This is a genomic window from Streptomyces canus 299MFChir4.1 (assembly GCF_000383615.1).
GTDB classification, from domain to species: Bacteria; Actinomycetota; Actinomycetes; order Streptomycetales; family Streptomycetaceae; genus Streptomyces; species Streptomyces canus_C.
Map to the genome: position 1 here is coordinate 818,673 of NZ_KB911582.1, position 18,452 is coordinate 837,124.

The window sequence follows — 18,452 nt, forward strand, 5'->3', positions numbered from 1 at the left end:
AGTGCCGCCAACTTGCTCATCCTGCCCCTCTCCAGCCGCTTCCGGAAGGGCTCTGTGATCCACGTGACTCATTTGATCGATCATTTTTTGTGTTGCCTCACCATTGACGCTCGTCACCGGCCCGCGAGCCGGAAGTCCAGCGCCGTGCACCGCCGTCCCGCGGACACCGTGCGCACCGCCTGACCGATGGCCTTGCGCGAACCGACCAGGACGACGAGCTTCTTCGCCCGGGTGACCGCCGTGTACAGCAGGTTCCGCTGGAGCATCATCCAGGCGCTGGTGGTCACCGGGATCACCACGGCCGGATACTCGCTGCCCTGGGAACGGTGGATGGTCACCGCGTACGCGTGGGCCAGTTCGTCCAGTTCATCGAACTCGTACGGCACCTCCTCGTCCTCGTCCGTCAGCACGGTCAGGCGCTGGTCGACGGGGTCGAGCGAGGTGACCACGCCCACGGTGCCGTTGAAGACTCCGTTGGCGCCCTTCTCGTAATTGTTGCGAATCTGGGTGACCTTGTCGCCGACCCGGAAGACCCGGCCGCCGAACCGCTTCTCGGCGAGGTCGGGGCGGCCCGGCGTGATGGCCTGCTGGAGCAGGCCGTTGAGGGTGCCGGCGCCCGCGGGGCCCCTGTGCTTGGGGGCGAGCACCTGGACGTCCCGGCGCGGGTCGAGGCCGAATTTGGCCGGAATCCGACGGGCCGCCACGTCCACGGTGAGCCGGCCGACCTCCTCGGTGTCGTCCTCGACGAAGAGGAAGAAGTCCTTCATGCCCTCGGTGACGGGGTGCCGCCCGGCGTTGATCCGGTGCGCGTTGGTGACGACACCGGACTGCTGGGCCTGGCGGAACACGCGCGTGAGGCGCACCGCGGGGACCGGGCCGCCCTCGGCGAGCAGATCCCTGAGGACCTCCCCCGCGCCGACGCTGGGCAGCTGGTCGACGTCCCCGACGAACAGCAGGTGCGCGCCCGGAGGCACCGCCTTCACCAGCTTGTTGGCGAGCAGCAGGTCCAGCATGGAGGCCTCGTCGATAACCACCAGGTCTGCGTCGAGCGGGCGGTCCTTGTCGTAGGCCGCGTCGCCGCCGGGCTTCAGCTCCAGGAGCCGGTGGACGGTGGAGGCCTCGGCGCCGGTGAGCTCGGCGAGACGCTTGGCGGCGCGCCCGGTCGGGGCGGCCAGGACGATCTTGGCCTTCTTGGCGCGGGCGAGCTCCACGATCGAGCGCACGGTGAAGGACTTGCCGCAGCCGGGGCCGCCGGTGAGCACCGCGACCTTCTCGGTCAGCGCGAGCTTGACGGCGGCCTCCTGCTCGGGCGCGAGCTCGGTGCCGGTACGGGACTTCAGCCAGGCCAGCGCCTTGCCCCAGGCCACGTCACGGAAGTCCGGCATCCGGTCCTGGTCGGTGCGCAGCAGGCGCAACAGCTGGGCGGAGAGGGAGAGTTCGGCCCGATGGAAGGGGACCAGGTAGATGGCGGTGACCTCATGGCCGTCAGGGCCCGGGACCTTCTCGCGCACGACGCCTGGATCGCCCGAGTCCTCGTCGGGCAGGGCGAGTTCGGCGAGGCACTCGATGACCAGGCCGGTGTCGACCTGGAGGAGCTTGACCGCGTCGGCGATCAGCTGTTCCTCGGGGAGGTAGCAGTGGCCCTGGTCGGTGGACTGCGAAAGGGCGTACTGGAGGCCCGCCTTGACGCGCTCCGGGCTGTCATGCGGGATGCCGACGGACTGCGCGATCTTGTCGGCGGTGAGAAAGCCGATGCCCCAGACGTCGGAGGCGAGCCGGTAGGGCTGGTTCTTCACGACGGAGATCGAGGCGTCGCCGTACTTCTTGTAGATGCGCACGGCGATGGAGGTGGACACCTCGACGGTCTGGAGGAAGAGCATGACCTCCTTGATCGCCTTCTGCTCCTCCCAGGCGTCGGCGATCTTCTTGGTGCGCTTGGGTCCGAGGCCGGGGACCTCGACGAGCCGCTTCGGCTCCTCCTCGATGATCTTCAGGGTGTCCACGCCGAAGTGCTGGGTGATGCGGTCGGCGAAGACCGGCCCGATGCCCTTGACGAGCCCCGATCCGAGATAGCGGCGGATGCCCTGGACGGTGGCGGGCAGGACGGTCGTGTAGTTCTCGACGGTGAACTGCTTGCCGTACTGCGGGTGGGAGCCCCACCGCCCCTCCATCCGCAGGGACTCCCCCACCTGGGCACCGAGCAGCGCGCCGACGACGGTGAGGAGGTCGCCGCCGCCTCTGCCGGTGTCGACGCGGGCGACCGTGTAGCCGTTGTCCTCGTTGGCGTACGTGATGCGCTCCAGTACGCCTTCGAGTACGGCCAGTCGTCGTTCACCCGTGGAGGCCCCCGCCTGATCGGTCATGATCCGACGCTACATGCGGGGTCTGACAGCCGGCAGTCGCGCTCGGCAATCCGCGCATCCCTCAGTGGTGCGGGGAGCGCATCACCGACTCCAACGGCGCCTGGCCGGGCCGGGCGGTGGGTGCCTGGAGGGCGCGGAAGCGGTCCCACCGCACCGGCGGCCGGGACAGGCCCCGGCGCTCCAGATACCGGTCCATTGCGCGCCGGGTGCGGCGCAGGACCCGTATCGCGTCGCTCGGCCGCCCGAGCCCATGGGCTCCAGCACCTTCTCGGGGGCCAGCAGCCAGCCGTCGTCCGTCCGGGTCGGCCGCCCCGGACCAGCGCGTTGCGCATGCTGTTGAGCCGCTCGTCGTGGCAGTGCACCAGCAGCGAGGCGGGGCCCGGGGGCACCGCGCAGTCGTCCGGCGGCGTCACCAGGAAGCCAACGGCCGTCGGCACCGGGCGGGTGCGGGCCGACACGGGGGCTCCGGAGGGGTCCCGGGCGGCCAGGACAGCGGTGTCGTACCGGGCGAGCCGGCCCGCTCCGAGCGGCGGCGGCGACGGGGCGGGCGCCTCGGGGGCGGGTGGTGGTGCGGCGGACCGCACGATCGCCTGGTCCGGGGTGACGGTGATGAGGAGCCGCAGGTAGTACCAGTCCATCAACCGCCTCATGGGCCGGGAGAGACAGGCGCGGCTGTACGGCTGCCGTGCCCAGCGCCGGGAGGCCGAGCTGGAACCGGCCGTCCGCGAGGTGTACGAGTCCGTCGGCACCCCGGTCGCGGTGGCGCACGCCCTCGTCCTGGCCCGGCTGGGACGCCTGGACGAGGCCGCTGCGGTGCCCTTTCCCGCACGGCCGGTGACCGACCATCTGTGCGGCATGGAGCTCGACCACCGCGCCGAACTCGCGGTGCTGCCGGACGACCGGGACACGGCGGGGTCGCTGATCGCATCGCCGCTGCCGTTGCGGGAGCAGTTCGCCGGCACGCCGGGCGGGGCCTGCGCCACCCGGCCCCTCGCGCACGCCCTCGCGGACCTGTACCGGTTCCTCGGGGAGCGAGCAGCGGCTCGCGGCCGGCGCCTACGCCCTGGCCGCGCGGGTCGCCCGGGTCTGGGGCTCGCCGCACCACGAAGCCACCGCGCGCCGGGCCCTCGCGGAGGTCGCGGAGGTCGCGGAACTCACCGGTAGCTGAACGTCACGATCCGGTCTCGGGTCTTGCCAACCTCCCGTGGAATCGATTCCAATCCTCGGTACAGGAAGCCGTGTAATCGATTCCACAAGGAGGTGGAGCGGCGATGGCGAGCATCAAGGACGTCGCTGCCGAGGCGGGGGTATCCGTCGCCACGGTGTCGCGTGTCCTCAACGACCATCCGTCGGTCAGCGCGGACGCACGCACCCGCGTGCTGGCCGCCGTCGAGACCCTGGGCTACCGCCCGAACGCCGTCGCCCGCTCCCTGCGCACCGACCAGACCCACACCCTCGGCCTGGTCATCAGCGACGTGCTGAACCCCTACTTCGGCGAGCTGGCCCGCTCCGTCGAGGAGGAGGCCCGCGCGCTGGGCTACAGCGTGATCATCGGGAACGCCGACGAACGCCCCGATCTGCAGGATCACCACGTACGGAACCTGCTGGACCGGCGGATCGACGGCCTCCTGGTCTCCCCCACCGACGGCGGTTCCCCGCTGATGCTGGACGCCGTGCGCGCGGGGACGCCGATGGTGTTCGTGGACCGGTGGATCCCGGGCGTGGCCGTGCCGGTGGTCAGGGCCGACGGGCGGGCCGCCGTGCGCGATCTCGTCGCGCATCTGCACGGGCTCGGGCACCGCAGACTCGCCATCATCGCCGGGCCCGCCGCCACCACGACGGGCCAGGAGCGCGTGGCGGCCTTCCGCGAGGCCCTCCAGGCGTACGGCCTGGAGCTGCCCGAGGCCTACATAGGGCAGGGCGACTTCCAGGCCGAGAGCGGGCGGCGGGTCACCGAGGGCTTCCTCGACCTGCCGGAGCCGCCCGAGGTCGTCTTCGCGGCCGACAACCTGATGGCACTCGGCGCGCTGGACGCCGTACGCGCGCGTGGGCTGCGCGTGCCGGAGGACCTCGCCCTGGCCGCGTTCGACGACATCCCGTGGTTCGTGCACACCGATCCGCCGATCACCGCGATCGCCCAGCCCACGGGCGACCTGGGACGGGCCGCCGTGCGCGCGCTCGTCGACCGCATCGAGGGGCGGCCGCCGGAGTCGGTCACCCTGCCCGCCCGACTGGTCGTCCGCCGCTCGTGCGGTGAGAACCCCAACCCTGTGCAAAGGAGCACGTCGTGAGCAACGAGGACGAGTTGCTGCGCATCGAGGGCATACGGAAGTCCTTCCCCGGAGTGGTCGCGCTCGACGGCGTCGACTTCGACCTGCGCCGGGGCGAGGTGCATGTACTGCTCGGCGAGAACGGCGCCGGCAAGAGCACGCTGATCAAGATGCTGTCGGGCTCCTACCACCCCGACGAGGGCCGCGTCCTGGTGGACGGCGAGGAGGTGCGCATCCGCGGGGCGCAGGACGCCGAGCGGCTGGGCATCGCCACGATCTACCAGGAGTTCAACCTCGTCCCCGACCTGACGGTCGCCGAGAACATCTTCCTGGGCCGGCAGCCGCGCCGCCTCGGGATGATCGACCGGAAGCGGATGGAGGCCGACGCCGAGGTGCTGCTCAAGCGCGTCGGTGTCAACGTCTCGCCCCGCGCGCGGGTCCGCGAACTCGGTATCGCCCGGCTCCAGATGGTCGAGATCGCCAAGGCGCTCTCGCTGAACGCGCGCGTACTGATCATGGACGAGCCGACCGCGGTGCTCACCTCCGGGGAGGTCGACAAGCTCTTCGCGATCGTGCGCACCCTGCGCGAGGACGGCGTCGGCATCGTCTTCATCACGCACCACCTGGAGGAGATCGCCGCGCTGGGCGACCGGGTCACGGTCATCCGGGACGGGAAGTCGGTCGGGCAGGTGCCCGCCACCACGCCCGAGGACGAGCTCGTACGCCTGATGGTGGGGCGGTCGATCGAGCAGCAGTACCCCCGCGAGCGCGGCGACACCGGGGCGGCCCTGCTCAAGGTCGAGGGCCTCACCCGGGACGGCGTCTTCCACGACATCGGCTTCGAGGTGCACGCCGGTGAGGTGGTCGGCATCGCCGGGCTGGTCGGAGCCGGTCGTACCGAGGTCGTGCGGGCCGTGTTCGGCGCGGACCCGTACGACAAGGGAAGCGTGAAGGTCGCCGGGACCGCCCTCAGGGGCCATGACGTGGGCGCGGCCATGTCGGCCGGGATCGGCCTCATCCCCGAGGACCGCAAGGGCCAGGGGCTGGTGCTCGACCAGACCGTCGAGGAGAACCTGGGTCTGGTGACCATGCGGGCCCGCGCGCGGGCGGGGCTCGTCGACCTCAAGGGGCAGCGGGAGGCCGCCGCCCGGATCGCCGAGCAGCTCGGGGTGCGGATGGCGGGCCTGCACCAGCACGTGCGGACGCTGTCCGGCGGCAACCAGCAGAAGGTCGTCATCGGCAAGTGGCTGCTGGCCGACACCAAGGTGCTGATCCTCGACGAGCCCACGCGCGGGATCGACGTCGGCGCCAAGGTCGAGATCTACCAGCTCATCAACGAACTCACCGCGGCCGGTGCCGCCGTCCTGATGATCTCCAGCGATCTGCCCGAGGTGCTCGGCATGAGCGACCGGGTGCTGGTGATGGCCCAGGGCCGGATCGCCGGCGAACTCGATGCCGACGAGGCCACACAGGACTCCGTGATGGCACTCGCCGTCAGTACGAACACCGTCAAGACCGAGAAGGAGGCCCGTGGTGGCCACTGACACGCTCAGGAGCGGGGCGAGCGCGGGTGGCCTGCGCCGTCTCCTGCTCGACAACGGCGCGCTGACCGCGCTGATCGTCCTCGTCATCGCCATGTCGGCGCTGTCCGGCGACTTCCTGACCACCGACAACCTGCTCAACGTCGGCGTCCAGGCGGCCGTGACCGCCATCCTCGCCTTCGGTGTGACCTTCGTGATCGTCTCGGCGGGCATCGACCTGTCGGTGGGTTCGGTCGCGGCCCTGTCGGCCACCGTGCTCGCCTGGAGCGCGACGCAGCACGGGGTGCCGGTCTTCATAGCCGTCGTCCTCGCCGTCGTCACCGGCATCGCGGCCGGTCTCGTCAACGGCTTCCTGATCGCGTACGGCAAACTGCCCCCGTTCATCGCCACCTTGGCGATGCTCTCGGTGGCCCGCGGTCTGTCGCTGGTGATCTCCGAGGGCTCTCCGATCGCCTTCCCCGACTCCGTCTCGCACCTCGGTGACACGCTCGGCGGCTGGCTGCCGGTGCCCGTCCTCGTGATGGTCGTCATGGGGCTCCTCGCGGCCTTCGTGCTGGGACGGACGTACATCGGCCGCTCCATGTACGCGATCGGCGGCAACGAGGAGGCGGCCCGCCTCTCCGGTCTCCGCGTGAAGAAGCAGAAGCTCGCCATCTACGCCTTCTCCGGCGTGTTCGCGGCCGTCGCGGGTGTCGTGCTCGCCGCCCGGCTGTCCTCGGCGCAGCCGCAGGCCGCCGACGGCTACGAGCTGGACGCGATCGCCGCCGTCGTCATCGGCGGCGCCTCGCTCGCGGGCGGCACCGGAAAGGCGTCCGGGACGCTGATCGGCGCGCTGATCCTGGCGGTACTGCGCAACGGCCTCAACCTGCTCAACGTGTCCGCGTTCTGGCAGCAGGTCGTCATCGGTGTCGTCATCGCGCTGGCGGTGCTCCTGGACACCCTGCGCCGCAAGGCCGGGGCGACCCCGGTGGCCGGTGCCCCGCAGGGCGGCAAGGGGCGCCAGGCGACGACGTACGGTCTCGCGGCCGTGGTCACCGTGGCGATCGTCGGCGCGACCTCCTTCCTGCACAACGACTCGTCCTCGACGGCGAACCCGAAGGTGGGCCTGTCGCTGTCGACCCTCAACAACCCCTTCTTCGTGCAGATCAGGGCGGGCGCCCAGGCCGAGGCGAAGAAGCTGGGCGTGGACCTGACCGTCACGGACGCCCAGAACGACGCCTCCCAGCAGGCCAACCAGCTCCAGAACTTCACCAGTTCGAGCCTCGGCGCGATCATCGTCAACCCGGTGGACTCGGACGCGGCGAGCAACTCGGTGAAGGCCGCCGACACGGCGAAGATCCCGGTGATCGCAGTGGACCGGGGCGTCAACAAGGCGTCGGTGGACGCCCTGGTGGCCTCCGACAACGTGGCCGGGGGCGAGCTGGCCGCCAAGACCATCGGCGAGAGGCTCGGCGGCAAGGGCAAGATCGTGATCCTCCAGGGCCAGGCGGGCACGTCCGCGGCCCGTGAGCGCGCCGAGGGTTTCGCCAACGGACTCAAGGCGTACCCGGGCATCCAGGTCGTCGCGCAGCAGCCCGCCGACTTCGACCGCACCAAGGGCCTCGACGTGATGTCGAACCTGCTCCAGGCCCACCCGGACGTCCAGGGTGTCATCGCCGCCAACGACGAGATGGCGCTCGGCGCGATCAAGGCGCTGGGCTCCAAGGCCGGCGCGTCGGTCTCGGTGGTCGGCTTCGACGGCACTCCGGACGGCCTGAACGCGGTGAAGAACGGCACGCTCTTCGCATCCGTGGCACAACAGCCCTCCCAACTCGGCAAAATCGCGGTGGACAACGCGCTCAAGGCCCTTCAGGGCAAGAAGGTCGAGGAGACGATCAAGGTGCCGGTGAAGGTGGTCACGAAGGAGAACGTGGCCGGTTTCACGGGCTGACGACGGCGTAAGGGCGGGCGGTAGATTCGACCGCCCGCCCCGCGTCACTGACTAGGGGAGTCATTCATGTACGACTACGACCTTCTGGTCGTAGGGTCGGCCAACGCCGACCTGGTGATCGGCGTGGAACGACGGCCGGGGGCCGGCGAGACCGTGCTCGGCTCGGACCTGGCCGTGCACCCGGGGGGCAAGGGCGCCAACCAGGCGGTCGCGGCGGCCCGGTTGGGCGCGCGTACGGCGTTGCTGGCCCGCGTGGGCGACGACGGACACGGCCGGCTGCTGCTCGACTCGCAGCGGGCGGCCGGGGTCGACACGGTGGGAGTGCTGGTGGGCGGGGCGCCCACGGGGGTCGCGCTGATCACCGTCGACCCGTCGGGGGACAACAGCATCGTGGTCTCGCCGGGCGCCAACGGGCGTCTGACGCCGGGGGACGTGCGGGCCGCGGTCAGCCTCTTCCACGCCTCCCGGGTGGTGTCGACCCAGCTGGAGATCCCGCTGGAGACGGTCGTGGAGGTCGTACGGAACCTGTCGCCGGACAGCCGGTTCGTGCTGAACCCGTCGCCGCCGCGGCCGCTGCCCACCGAGATCCTGGCCGCCTGTGATCCGCTGATCGTCAACGAGCACGAGGCGAAGGTGATCCTCGGGGACGCGTGCGTGAGCGACGAGCCGGAGGACTGGGCGCGGCTGCTGCTCGCGAAGGGGCCGCGGTCGGTGGTCGTGACGCTGGGTGCGGAGGGGTCTCTCGTGGCGTCCTCGTCCGCGGGCGTGACACGGGTGGCGGCGGTGAAGGTGGACGCAGTGGACACGACAGGCGCGGGGGACGCCTTCACGGCGGCGCTGGCGTTCCGGCTGGGGTCCGGTGCCGGACTGGCGGAGGCGGCCGCGTACGCGTCCCGGGTCGGGGCGGTCGCGGTGACCCGGAAGGGTGCGCAGGACTCCTTCCCCACCGCGGAGGAGGTCGGGACGCCGTGAAGAAGGCCGGAATACTCAACCGTCAGCTCTCCGGCGCGCTGGCCGAGCTGGGGCACGGGGACGGGGTGCTGGTGTGCGACGCCGGCATGCCGATCCCCGACGGGCCGCGCGTGGTGGACCTGGCCTTCCGGGCCGGGGTGCCGTCCTTCGCGGAGGTCCTGGACGGGCTGCTCGCCGAGCTGGTCGTGGAGGGGGGCACGGCGGCCGCGGAGGTGCGGGACGCCAACCCGGCGGCCGCGGAGCTGCTGGACGCCCGCCTCCCCGCACTGCGCCTGGTCTCCCACGAGGAGCTCAAGGTGCTCTCGGCGGGCGCGCGGCTGGTCGTGCGCACGGGCGAGGCACGGCCGTACGCGAATGTGCTGCTCAGGTGCGGGGTGTTCTTCTGACGTCGGCCGGCTCAGGGCGCCGGGAAGGCGAGCCGTAGGCCGTACGTCCTCTCGGCGCGGCGCAGGGCCGGTACGAGAGCGGCGCGCAGCTCGCGGATCTCCTCGGCGTGGTCCGTGAGGAACCGCTCGCGCAGCTCTCGCCGGACCGGCTCCCGTGCGGCCTCGACCGGGCGCATGCAAGTGGCGTAGGCGCTGCCGAGGGCGCTGTCCACGCGCGCGTAGTCGGCCGCGGGGGCGTTCATCAGGCGGGAGTCGACGAGGGCGAAGAAGGCGTTCTCGTCGCGGACCCGGTAGCCCCGCTGGGCGAGACAGCCGGGCAGCCCGTCCAGGGCCCGGGTCGCGGCCGGGGCGCGGCGCGCGGCGGAGAGTTCGCCGAACCAGGCCCGCTGCAACGGCAGGTAGACCTCGCGTACCGCCTTGGCGGCGGCCTCTCCCCCGGCACGGCAGCGGCGGATCTGCGCGGGGCCGGCGGGCCGGGGCGCGGTCGTACCGGCGGCCGACGTGGGCGCGGGTGCGGGCGGGGGGACTTCGGTGCCGTGTCCGAATCCGTGGCGGCCGAGGAAGGCGAGGTCGGGCAGTTCGGCGTACGAGATGAAGGCGAGCGGGACCTCCTCGGGCAGCGCGGTCCTCTCCTCGCGGGCGCAGTCGGCGGCTGCGGTGCGTGCCACCTGCTGTCCGAAGACGTCCAGGCCCTGGGTCCAGCGGCTCTCGGCACCGGTCACCGGGAGCACCATGCGCACCGGGTCCTCGGGGAGGGCGTGGGTGACCCGCGCGGGGGCCGCGGCCGTCGTGGGCGCGGGCGGTGTGCTCGGCCCCTGCCCGGACGAGCCGGCCGCCGTGCCGCACGCGGCGGTGAGCAGGGCGGCGGCCGCGGCGGCCGCGGTACGGGCGAGGCTGGTCCGGTTCACGTCCGTCCTTCCGCCGGCCGGGGTGCCGCGCGGACGCGGCACCCCGGGACCGGGAGTCGAGGTCAGTGGGTGATGGTGACGTTGTCGTTGCCCTCGAGGAGGCTGGACACGCTGAACGGCGTGTTGTCGTTGACGTCGGTGCACAGCCAGTACGTGGAGTCGTTGACGCTGTGGTTGCCGTCGTAGGCCTGGACGTAGCGCTTGGCGCAGGTGAACCAGGTGCCGTCGGAGCGGCGCAGCCGGCCCGCGTAGTAGTCGTAGGTGCGGGACGTGGTGTTGAACGAGTAGGTCAGGTTGAGGTCGCCGCAGGAGCTGGTGGCGGACTTGTAGCGGACGGTGCCCTGGCTCTCGTACTCGCCGGTGACCAGCGACGAGGGGGTGCAGGCCTGGGGGGCCGCGGAGGCGGCGGGGGCGAGCACCAGGCCGGTCGCGGCGGAGACGAACACGAGTGCTCCTGCGACGACGGCCCGGCGGCTGCGGTCTCTGTTCGGCATGCTGGGATCTCCTCTTCCGGTGAGTGGTGGTGCCGCCGGAAACAGTCGCAGCGCGGGCCGGTTAGGACCACGACCTTCGAACAGTCTCGAAAGTCGCAGGCGGGACAGCGGAGTCCGTCGCTCCGGTGCGGCGGGTGGGGCTGCCGGGGTCCATGAGCCGGACGGTGCCTGTGGTGCTGAGGGCCGTTGACTAAAAGTCGCTCGGCACCGCCGCCCCGGCGCGCTCGGCCGGGGCCGGGCGGCGCAGCATCGCCGCGCCGAGCGGGGTGAGGGTGTGCAGCACGGTGTTCTGCAGGCGCCGGCTCGTGCTCAGACCGGCGTCGCGCAGCACCGTGGTGTGGTGGGTGGCCGTGGCCGGGGACACGCCCAGGAAGCGGGCCAGTTCCGAGGTGGTCATGCCGTGGGCCACGGCCCGCAGCGCGGCGGCTCTGGTTCGGCCCAGCAGCGCGGAGAGAGCGGCGTCAGGTGCGGCGGGGGCCGGTGGCCGGACGTCCAGCACGGAGTACACCAGCACCGGGCTCAGCGTGCCGTCGGCCAGGGACACCGGTGCCTTCCAGCAGAAGTAGGAGGGGACGAGGCGCAGGCCCCGCCCGTCGAGGTACAGGTCGCGGTCCTCGACGTAGTCGACGTGGAGCACGGGCGGGCACCAGCGCATGGCGGGCGAGAGGCCGTTGAGCAGGTCACCGACGCCGCCGTTGAGCGTCGAACGGGCGAGCAGGCCACGCTCCCCGGCGAGCGACTCGCACATCCGGTCGAGGTGGGGTGCGACGACGGTGTCGTGGTAGGCGCGCAGGACCCGCACGAGTTCGTCCCGCAGCTCGTGCTCCGCCAGCGCGGGCGCCCAGTCGGGAGCGCCGCTGCACCGGGCCAGCAGGCTCATCTCGTGCACGACCCGTTCGGGTGGGGTGTCCCGGACAGCGGCCAGCCCGGCCTCCAGGCCGTCCGCGCCCTCGGCCGGGGTGAGGAAGTCGGGCCAGTAGCGGGCCCTGGGCAGCACCGGGATGAGCAGTCCGCGCACGGCGGCGCCCAGTCTGGTGCCGGTGAGCGCGGCCAGTGTGCTGCGGTGCCAGTCCGCGTAGGCCCAGCGGCCCTGGGTGGTCTGGAGGCGGTGCAGGCTGAACGCGGTCTCCCAGAGCGGGTCCGGTGTACTCGCCACCCTGATGCGGGTCAGGTCATCGGGGGTGAAGTGGATGCGCAGCACGGAACGGTCCCCCAGGAGCGTCGGAAGTCGTGCTCGGCAGGCAGCAGCCTGGGGCCTCGGGCGTCACACGGGCAACGTATGGATTCGGCCGCTTCCCTCCGTCACCGCCTGTCACCGCCGGCTCCGCGAAGGCGGTGCGGAAAAAAGTCGGTGAGTCCGTACAACCCTCTCCCGACCTCGCGGGTCGTACTTGGCATCAGGACTCTTGGAGGGGGATCCGGGGGGATCGCGGGGGTTCTGACGGGGAGGGAAAAACGAAGGGGCCCGGTCATCGACCGGGCCCCTTCGAAGTGTCCGGCCACTTCACCCCGTGTGCGCCACGAACCGTTCCGCCGTCTCCGCGAGGACCTCGCGCCCGTCCCGGGCCCACAGCGCGTCGTTGAACAGCTCGACCTCGATGGCACCCGTGTACCCGGCCGCCTCGACGTACCGCTGCCACTCCCGCATGTCGATCGCGCCGTCGCCGATCTGCCCGCGGCCGTTCAGCACGCCCTCCGGCAGCGGGGTCGTCCAGTCGGCGAGCTGGAAGGTGTGGATACGGCCGCCTGCGCCCGCGCGGGCGATCTGCGCGGGCGCCTGGTCGTCCCACCAGATGTGGTACGTGTCCACCGTGACGCCGACCTGCCGGGCGGGGAAGCGCTCGGCGAGGTCGAGGGCCTGGGTGAGCGTGGAGACCACACAGCGGTCAGCGGCGTACATGGGGTGCAGCGGCTCGATGGCCAGCCTCACCCCGTGCTCCTCCGCGTACGGGCCCAGGACGGACAGCGCGTCCGCGATGCGCTCGCGGGCGCCGTGCAGGTCCTTCGAACCGGCCGGGAGGCCGCCGGAGACCAGGACGAGCGTGTCGGTGCCGAGGGTGGCCGCCTCGTCGACCGCGCGGCGGTTGTCGTCCAGGGCCGCGGCCCGCTCGTCCGGGTCGATCGCCGTGAAGAAGCCGCCGCGGCACAGGGTGGTGATGGTCAGCCCCGCGTCGCGGACCAGCTTGGCCGTCTCCTCGACGCCGTACGACCGGACGGGCTCGCGCCACAGGCCGAGGCTGCCGATGCCCAGTTCACGGCAGGCGTCGACCAGTTCCGGCAGGGACAGCTGCTTGACCGTCATCTGGTTGATGGAGAAGCGGGACAGGTCGGTCACTGGGTCACCCCGTACAGGGACAGCAGGTTCTTCATGCGCTCCTCGGCGAGCTTCGGGTCCGGGAACAGGCCCAGGGCGTCGGCGAGTTCGTAGGCGCGCGCGAAGTGCGGGAGGGAGCGGGCCGACTGGAGGCCGCCGACCATCGTGAAGTGCGACTGGTGGCCGGCCAGCCAGGCCAGGAACACCACGCCCGTCTTGTAGAAGCGGGTGGGGGCCTGGAAGAGGTGGCGGGACAACTCGACCGTGGGGTCGAGGAGTTCGCGGAAGCCCTTCGCGTCACCGGTGTCCAGGACGCGGACCGCCTCGGCCGCGAGCGGGCCCAGCGGGTCGAAGATGCCGAGCAGGGCGTGGGAGAAGCCCTGCTCGTCGCCCGCGATCAGCTCGGGGTAGTTGAAGTCGTCGCCGGTGTAGCAGCGCACGCCCTGCGGGAGCCGGCGGCGGATGTCGATCTCGCGCTGCGCTTCGAGGAGCGAGACTTTGATGCCGTCGACCTTGTCCGGGTGGGCCGCGATGACCTGGAGGAACGTGTCCGTGGCCGCGTCGAGGTCGCTGGAGCCCCAGTAGCCCTCAAGCGCCGGGTCGAACATCGGGCCCAGCCAGTGCAGGATCACCGGCTCGGCGGACTGGCGCAGGAGGTGGCCGTAGACCTCCAGGTAGTCCTCGGGGCCCTCGGCCGCCGCCGCCAGCGCCCGGGAGGCCATCAGGATGGCCTGGGCGCCGGACTCCTCGACGAGCGCGAGCTGCTCCTCGTAGGCGCCGCGGACCTCGTCCAGGGTGGCCGGGCCGGTGAGCTGGTCGGTGCCGACGCCGCAGGCGATGAGCCCGCCGACGGACTTGGCCTCGGCGGCGCTGCGGCGGATCAGTTCGGCAGCGCCCGCCCAGTCCAGGCCCATCCCGCGCTGGGCGGTGTCCATGGCTTCGGCGACCCCGAGCCCGTGCGACCACAGGTGACGGCGGAAGGCGAGGGTGGCGTCCCAGTCGACGGCGGCCGGGGAGTCCGGCGTCGCGTCGGCGAACGGGTCGGCGACGACGTGCGCGGCCGAGAAGACCGTACGGGAGGTGAAGGGGGTGCCGGAGGCGGCGGCGAAGGGCTCCTCGCGGGGCTCGTAGGCCCTGAAGCCGCCCTGGAAGCCGGGGAGTCGGATCGTCACAGCGAGATCTCCGGGACGTCGAGACGGCGGCCCTCCGCCGAGGACTTCAGGCCCAGTTCGGCGAGCTGGACACCGCGGGCACCGGCGAGGAGGTCCCACTGGTAGGGGGCGTCGGCGTAGACGTGCTTGAGGAAGAGCTCCCACTGGGCCTTGAAGCCGTTGTCGAACTCGGCGTTGTCCGGGACCTCCTGCCACTGGTCGCGGAAGACCTCGGTGGCGGGGATGTCCGGGTTCCAGACCGGCTTCGGGGTGGCGGAGCGGTGCTGGACACGGCAGTTGCGCAGACCGGCGACGGCCGAGCCCTCGGTGCCGTCGACCTGGAACTCGACGAGCTCGTCGCGGTTGACGCGGACGGCCCAGGAGGAGTTGATCTGGGCGATGGCGCCGCCGTCGAGCTCGAAGATGCCGTAGGCGGCGTCGTCGGCGGTGGCGTCGTAGGGCTTGTCGTTCTCGTCCCAGCGCTGCGGGATGTGGGTGGCGGTGAGGGCCTGCACGGACTTCACCCGGCCGAAGAGCTCGTGGAGCACGTACTCCCAGTGCGGGAACATGTCGACAACGATGCCACCGCCGTCCTCGGCCCGGTAGTTCCAGCTCGGGCGCTGGGCGGTCTGCCAGTCGCCCTCGAAGACCCAGTAGCCGAACTCGCCGCGGATCGAGAGGATCCGGCCGAAGAAGCCGCCGTCGATGAGGCGCTTCAGCTTGAGCAGGCCCGGCAGGAAGAGCTTGTCCTGGACGACGCCGTGCTTGATGCCCTTGGCCTCGGCGAGGCGGGCCAGCTCCAGGGCGCCGTCGAGACCGGTGGCGGTGGGCTTCTCGGTGTAGATGTGCTTGCCGGCGGCGATCGCCTTCGTGAGGGCCTCCTCGCGCGCGGAGGTCACCTGGGCGTCGAAGTAGATCTCGACGGTCGGGTCGGCGAGGACCGCGTCCACGTCGGTGGAGATGTTCGCCGGGTCCAGGCCGTGCTGCTCGGCGAGGGCCTTCAGCGCGTGCTCACGGCGGCCCACGAGGATCGGCTCGGGCCACAGCACGTTGCCGTCGCCGAGGTCGAGACCGCCCTGCTCGCGGATCGCGAGGATCGAGCGGACGAGGTGCTGGCGGTAGCCCATGCGCCCCGTCACACCGTTCATGGCGATACGCACCGTCTTGCGTGTCACGTCATTCCCTTCATAGGAGTCGTACGCGGTTGTGCGCGCCGCGCACGCCCTACTGATGAGCGTTACAGCAAGCGCTTTCTATCCAAGAAGAAGCTAGCCTCTCACCAGCGGTCTGGACAAGCCCGCGTACGGGGTGAGTTGTTCGAGGGGGCGAACAAGGGGGACCGGGGGGCTTAAGGTCGGCTCGGAACCGGGCCGTGGGGGCCCGCGTGTACGACGGAGTACGACTGAGATGCGCTGAGGCACGCCCGGGCACCACGCCAGGGCACGCCGAGGCGCGCGACCGGAGGACGACGAGATGACGGTGACCCTGGCGGACGTGGCGGCCCGCGCCCAGGTCTCCCCCGCGACGGTGTCGCGCGTACTGAACGGGAACTACCCCGTGGCCGCGTCCACCCGCGAGCGGGTGCTGCGGGCCGTGGACGAGCTGGACTACGTGCTGAACGGACCGGCCAGCTCGCTCGCCGCCGCCACCTCGGATCTCGTCGGCATCCTCGTGAACGACATCGCCGACCCCTTCTTCGGGATCATGGCCGGTGCGATCCAGTCCGAGATCGGGGGGCCGGGCGGGCGCGCGGGCGGTGAGCGGCTCGGGGTCGTCTGCAACACCGGGGGTTCCCCGGAACGGGAGTTGACGTATCTCACCCTGCTCCAGCGGCAGCGGGCGGCGGCGGTCGTCCTGACGGGCGGGGCGACGGAGGCCGCGCCGCACCAGGCCGCGATGTCCGCCAAGCTGCGGAAGCTGGCGGACGCGGGGACGCGGATCGTGCTGTGCGGGCGGCCGCCGGCGCCGGAGACCGGGGCGTTCGCGCTGACCTTCGACAACCGGGGCGGAGGGCGCGAGCTGACCGAGCACCTCATCGGTCTGGGCCACCGGCGCCTCGGGTACATCGCGGGCCCCGAGGAGCGGACGACGACCCGGCACCGGCTGGAGGGGCACCGGGCGGCGCTGGCGGCGCACGGCATCGAGGAGGACCCTCGCTGGACCGTGCACGGCCGCTACGACCGGCGCTCCGGGTACGAGGCCACGCTGGAGCTGCTGCGGCGGGACCCTTCGCTGACGGCTGTGGTGGCGGCGAACGACTCCGTCGCGCTGGGGGCATGCGCGGCGCTGCGGGATTCGGGGCTGCGGATTCCGGACGACGTGTCCGTCGCCGGGTTCGACGATCTGCCGTTCAGCATCGACGCGGTGCCCGCGCTGACGACGGTGCGGTTGCCGTTGGCGGAGGCGGGGGCGCGGGCGGGCCGGATCGCGATGGGTCGGGAGGAGCCGCCGCCCGGGGGGATCGCTACGGTGCGGGGGGAGTTGATGGTGCGGGGGTCTTCGGGGGTGCCGCGGGGCTGACTGGGCGCGGGGCTCGACCTTGCCGGTCTGCTTCTTGGCTGACGGGGGTGGGGGGTGTGGTCTGGAGCCGTGGGGGCTGGTCGGTGCTCGTTCGTTGAGGGGTGCGGGGGCTCAAGGAGCCGATCGGTGCTGGGCCGTGGGGGCTGGGCGCGCAGTTCCCCGCGCCCTCAGGGGGTTCGGCTGGGCCGGTGTCCGGGCGGGAGCCCGCTATCCCCCGGCCGCCTTCCTCGCCGCCTCCTCCACCCGGTTCCGGTGCTGCTCCCACCAGTCCCCGTCCCCCGGTGCCATGTTGTCCCCCTCCGACCGCTGTCCCACCGACCCGTCCACGAGTTCGCGTACGACGTCGGCGTGGCCGGCGTGCCGGTGGGTCTCGGCGATCATGTGGATCAGGATGCGCTGGAGGGTGAGTTCGGGGTGCGGGGGCCCGGGGACGCGGCCGAGGGTGTCCAGAGGGAGGGTGTCGAGGGTCTCGTCCGCGTGGACGCAGGCCCGGCGGTAGCCGTCGACTATCTGCTCGCGGGTCTCGTCGGGAGTCGCCCACAGGTCGGCGTTCGGTTCAACGGCGCCGGTGATCCAGAGGGGCTGGGCTCCGGGGAGCGGCCGGCCGAAGGTCTCGCCGAAGTAGCTCGCCTCGGCCCCGGTGAGGTGCTTGACCAGCCCCAGGAGGTTGGTGCCGGTCGGCGTCAGGGGGCGGCGGACGTCGTACTCGCAGAGGCCGTCGAGCTTCAGGAGCAGTGCGTTGCGGGCGTCCTGGAGGTAGAGGCGGAGGTCGGCCGTGGGATCCAGTGCGGTCATGGGGGCAGTCTCTCGGCGGCATGATCTTTGTTCAACGGAATTCGGCGGGCCCCCCGGGTGTCCCCTCCCGTGGCCGGAAGACGCCGTACGCTCCCCTCACCGATGAGTTCCGCGCCCCACCCCGGTCTGCACTGCCGTAACCGACCGGCCAGGAAATGGAGTGAGTCCCATGCGCATCGTCGTCAGTGAGTTCATCAGTCTGGACGGGGTCGTGCAGGCGCCCGGCGGGCCCGAGGAGGACACCGACGGCGGGTTCGCGCACGGCGGCTGGTCGCACCCGTACTTCGACCCGGAGGTGCTCGGCCCGGCGTTCAGCGAGGGGATGGAGCGGGCCGAGGCGCTGCTGTACGGGCGGCGGACGTATCTGACGATGGCGGGGGCCTGGCCGGAGCGTGCCGGGGACCCGTTCGCCGACCGGCTGAACTCCCTGAAGAAGTACGTCGTCACGGACACCCTCGGCGACTCCGACCTGACGTGGAACAACACCGAGCGCATCCCCGGCTCCGAGGCCGTCGCGCGGATCCGTGAGCTGCGCGAGCGCGAGGGCGGCGAGCTGGCGATGATGGGCAGCCCCACCCTCGTCCGCACCCTGATCAGCGAGGGGCTCGTCGACGAGCTCCAGCTGATCGTGATGCCGGTGGTGCTCGGCGGCGGCAAGTCGATCTTCCCGGAGGACGGGGCGAAGCGGCCGTTCGAGCTGGTGTCGACCGTCAGCGGGAAGACCGGCGTGCAGGTGTGCGTGTACCGGCCCGCCGCCGAGGGGTAGCCGCGGCGGGCGCGGCGTCCTACGCTCGGTCCAGCGATATCT

Annotated in this window: 18 protein-coding genes; 9 read left to right on the plus strand and 9 right to left on the minus strand. The window is 71.9% G+C overall.

Annotated elements, in window-relative coordinates; all coding sequences use genetic code 11:
* Positions 1-113: 113 nt before the first annotated feature.
* Entirely contained in the window at positions 114-2,363 is a 2,250-nt protein-coding gene (gene recD2, locus H293_RS0103650) for an SF1B family DNA helicase RecD2 (RefSeq protein WP_020116522.1), read from the minus strand.
* Positions 2,364-2,424: 61 nt separating this feature from the next.
* Positions 2,425-2,559 carry a hypothetical protein gene (locus H293_RS59855; protein ID WP_020116523.1) on the minus strand — a complete coding sequence of 45 codons (135 nt, stop codon included), beginning with the start codon at positions 2,557-2,559 and terminating at the stop codon, positions 2,425-2,427.
* Positions 2,560-2,693: 134 nt separating this feature from the next.
* Here H293_RS59855 and H293_RS59070 point away from each other — a divergent pair, with 134 nt between their 5' ends.
* The 7 genes from H293_RS59070 to rbsD all read left to right on the plus strand — a co-directional run bounded on the left by H293_RS59070 (position 2,694) and on the right by rbsD (position 9,462).
* Positions 2,694-2,990, plus strand: coding sequence for a hypothetical protein (locus tag H293_RS59070; RefSeq protein WP_020116524.1), 297 nt, complete (start codon positions 2,694-2,696; stop codon positions 2,988-2,990).
* A 21-nt stretch (positions 2,991-3,011) separates the two neighbouring features.
* The gene (locus H293_RS0103665; RefSeq protein WP_020116525.1) at positions 3,012-3,527 is read left to right on the plus strand and encodes a hypothetical protein; all 516 of its coding nucleotides are present in this window, start codon (positions 3,012-3,014) and stop codon (positions 3,525-3,527) included.
* A gap of 107 nt (positions 3,528-3,634) precedes the next feature.
* Positions 3,635-4,654 carry a LacI family DNA-binding transcriptional regulator gene (locus H293_RS0103670; RefSeq protein WP_020116526.1) on the plus strand — a complete coding sequence of 340 codons (1,020 nt, stop codon included), beginning with the start codon at positions 3,635-3,637 and terminating at the stop codon, positions 4,652-4,654.
* On the plus strand, positions 4,651-6,177 hold the full coding sequence (locus tag H293_RS0103675; RefSeq protein ID WP_020116527.1) for a sugar ABC transporter ATP-binding protein: 1,527 nt from the start codon (positions 4,651-4,653) through the stop codon (positions 6,175-6,177). The genes H293_RS0103670 and H293_RS0103675 overlap by 4 nt, the downstream gene beginning before the upstream one ends.
* Positions 6,167-8,104, plus strand: a complete 1,938-nt coding sequence (locus tag H293_RS0103680; RefSeq protein WP_020116528.1) for an ABC transporter permease/substrate-binding protein — start codon at positions 6,167-6,169, stop codon at positions 8,102-8,104. The genes H293_RS0103675 and H293_RS0103680 overlap by 11 nt, the downstream gene beginning before the upstream one ends.
* A gap of 66 nt (positions 8,105-8,170) precedes the next feature.
* The gene (locus tag H293_RS0103685; protein WP_020116529.1) at positions 8,171-9,076 is read left to right on the plus strand and encodes a ribokinase; all 906 of its coding nucleotides are present in this window, start codon (positions 8,171-8,173) and stop codon (positions 9,074-9,076) included.
* Positions 9,073-9,462: a D-ribose pyranase gene (gene rbsD, locus H293_RS0103690; RefSeq protein ID WP_020116530.1), complete on the plus strand. Its 390-nt coding sequence runs from the start codon at positions 9,073-9,075 to the stop codon at positions 9,460-9,462. The genes H293_RS0103685 and rbsD overlap by 4 nt, the downstream gene beginning before the upstream one ends.
* Positions 9,463-9,473: 11 nt before the next feature.
* On the opposite strand, the gene H293_RS0103695 is transcribed toward rbsD, so the two are convergent.
* The 6 genes from H293_RS0103695 to H293_RS0103720 form a co-directional block, all read right to left on the minus strand.
* Entirely contained in the window at positions 9,474-10,370 is an 897-nt protein-coding gene (locus H293_RS0103695; RefSeq protein ID WP_020116531.1) for a hypothetical protein, read from the minus strand.
* Between the two features lie 62 nt (positions 10,371-10,432).
* Positions 10,433-10,864 carry a hypothetical protein gene (locus H293_RS0103700; protein ID WP_020116532.1) on the minus strand — a complete coding sequence of 144 codons (432 nt, stop codon included), beginning with the start codon at positions 10,862-10,864 and terminating at the stop codon, positions 10,433-10,435.
* A gap of 190 nt (positions 10,865-11,054) precedes the next feature.
* Positions 11,055-12,065, minus strand: coding sequence for an ArsR/SmtB family transcription factor (locus tag H293_RS0103705; protein WP_020116533.1), 1,011 nt, complete (start codon positions 12,063-12,065; stop codon positions 11,055-11,057).
* A gap of 303 nt (positions 12,066-12,368) precedes the next feature.
* Positions 12,369-13,199 (minus strand): sugar phosphate isomerase/epimerase family protein, encoded by an 831-nt coding sequence (locus H293_RS0103710; RefSeq protein ID WP_020116534.1) that lies wholly within the window; start codon positions 13,197-13,199, stop codon positions 12,369-12,371.
* A complete protein-coding gene (locus tag H293_RS0103715) occupies positions 13,196-14,350 on the minus strand; it encodes a dihydrodipicolinate synthase family protein (protein WP_020116535.1) in 1,155 nt (384 codons plus the stop codon). The genes H293_RS0103710 and H293_RS0103715 overlap by 4 nt, the downstream gene beginning before the upstream one ends.
* Positions 14,347-15,504 (minus strand): Gfo/Idh/MocA family protein, encoded by a 1,158-nt coding sequence (locus tag H293_RS0103720; RefSeq protein WP_020116536.1) that lies wholly within the window; start codon positions 15,502-15,504, stop codon positions 14,347-14,349. The genes H293_RS0103715 and H293_RS0103720 overlap by 4 nt, the downstream gene beginning before the upstream one ends.
* A 298-nt stretch (positions 15,505-15,802) precedes the next feature.
* Between H293_RS0103720 and H293_RS0103725 the strand changes: the two genes are divergently transcribed.
* Positions 15,803-16,849: a LacI family DNA-binding transcriptional regulator gene (locus H293_RS0103725; RefSeq protein WP_020116537.1), complete on the plus strand. Its 1,047-nt coding sequence runs from the start codon at positions 15,803-15,805 to the stop codon at positions 16,847-16,849.
* A 207-nt stretch (positions 16,850-17,056) separates the two neighbouring features.
* On the opposite strand, the gene H293_RS0103730 is transcribed toward H293_RS0103725, so the two are convergent.
* A complete protein-coding gene (locus tag H293_RS0103730; RefSeq protein ID WP_020116538.1) occupies positions 17,057-17,644 on the minus strand; it encodes a DinB family protein in 588 nt (195 codons plus the stop codon).
* Positions 17,645-17,813: 169 nt separating this feature from the next.
* On the opposite strand from H293_RS0103730, the gene H293_RS0103735 reads away from it, so the two are divergent.
* Positions 17,814-18,410 carry a dihydrofolate reductase family protein gene (locus H293_RS0103735; RefSeq protein ID WP_020116539.1) on the plus strand — a complete coding sequence of 199 codons (597 nt, stop codon included), beginning with the start codon at positions 17,814-17,816 and terminating at the stop codon, positions 18,408-18,410.
* Positions 18,411-18,452 lie beyond the last annotated feature (42 nt).

Excerpts from the sequence above, each read along its gene's own strand:
- H293_RS59855 (WP_020116523.1), bottom strand. The coding sequence starts at position 2,559 with ATGGACCGGTATCTGGAGCGCCGGGGCCTGTCCCGGCCGCCGGTGCGG.
- H293_RS0103735 (WP_020116539.1), top strand. The coding sequence starts at position 17,814 with ATGCGCATCGTCGTCAGTGAGTTCATCAGTCTGGACGGGGTCGTGCAG.
- H293_RS59070 (WP_020116524.1), top strand. The coding sequence starts at position 2,694 with ATGCTGTTGAGCCGCTCGTCGTGGCAGTGCACCAGCAGCGAGGCGGGG.
- H293_RS0103700 (WP_020116532.1), bottom strand. The coding sequence starts at position 10,864 with ATGCCGAACAGAGACCGCAGCCGCCGGGCCGTCGTCGCAGGAGCACTC.
- recD2 (WP_020116522.1), bottom strand. The coding sequence starts at position 2,363 with ATGACCGATCAGGCGGGGGCCTCCACGGGTGAACGACGACTGGCCGTA.
- H293_RS0103665 (WP_020116525.1), top strand. The coding sequence starts at position 3,012 with ATGGGCCGGGAGAGACAGGCGCGGCTGTACGGCTGCCGTGCCCAGCGC.
- H293_RS0103685 (WP_020116529.1), top strand. The coding sequence starts at position 8,171 with ATGTACGACTACGACCTTCTGGTCGTAGGGTCGGCCAACGCCGACCTG.
- H293_RS0103730 (WP_020116538.1), bottom strand. The coding sequence starts at position 17,644 with ATGACCGCACTGGATCCCACGGCCGACCTCCGCCTCTACCTCCAGGAC.
- H293_RS0103670 (WP_020116526.1), top strand. The coding sequence starts at position 3,635 with ATGGCGAGCATCAAGGACGTCGCTGCCGAGGCGGGGGTATCCGTCGCC.
- H293_RS0103725 (WP_020116537.1), top strand. The coding sequence starts at position 15,803 with ATGACGGTGACCCTGGCGGACGTGGCGGCCCGCGCCCAGGTCTCCCCC.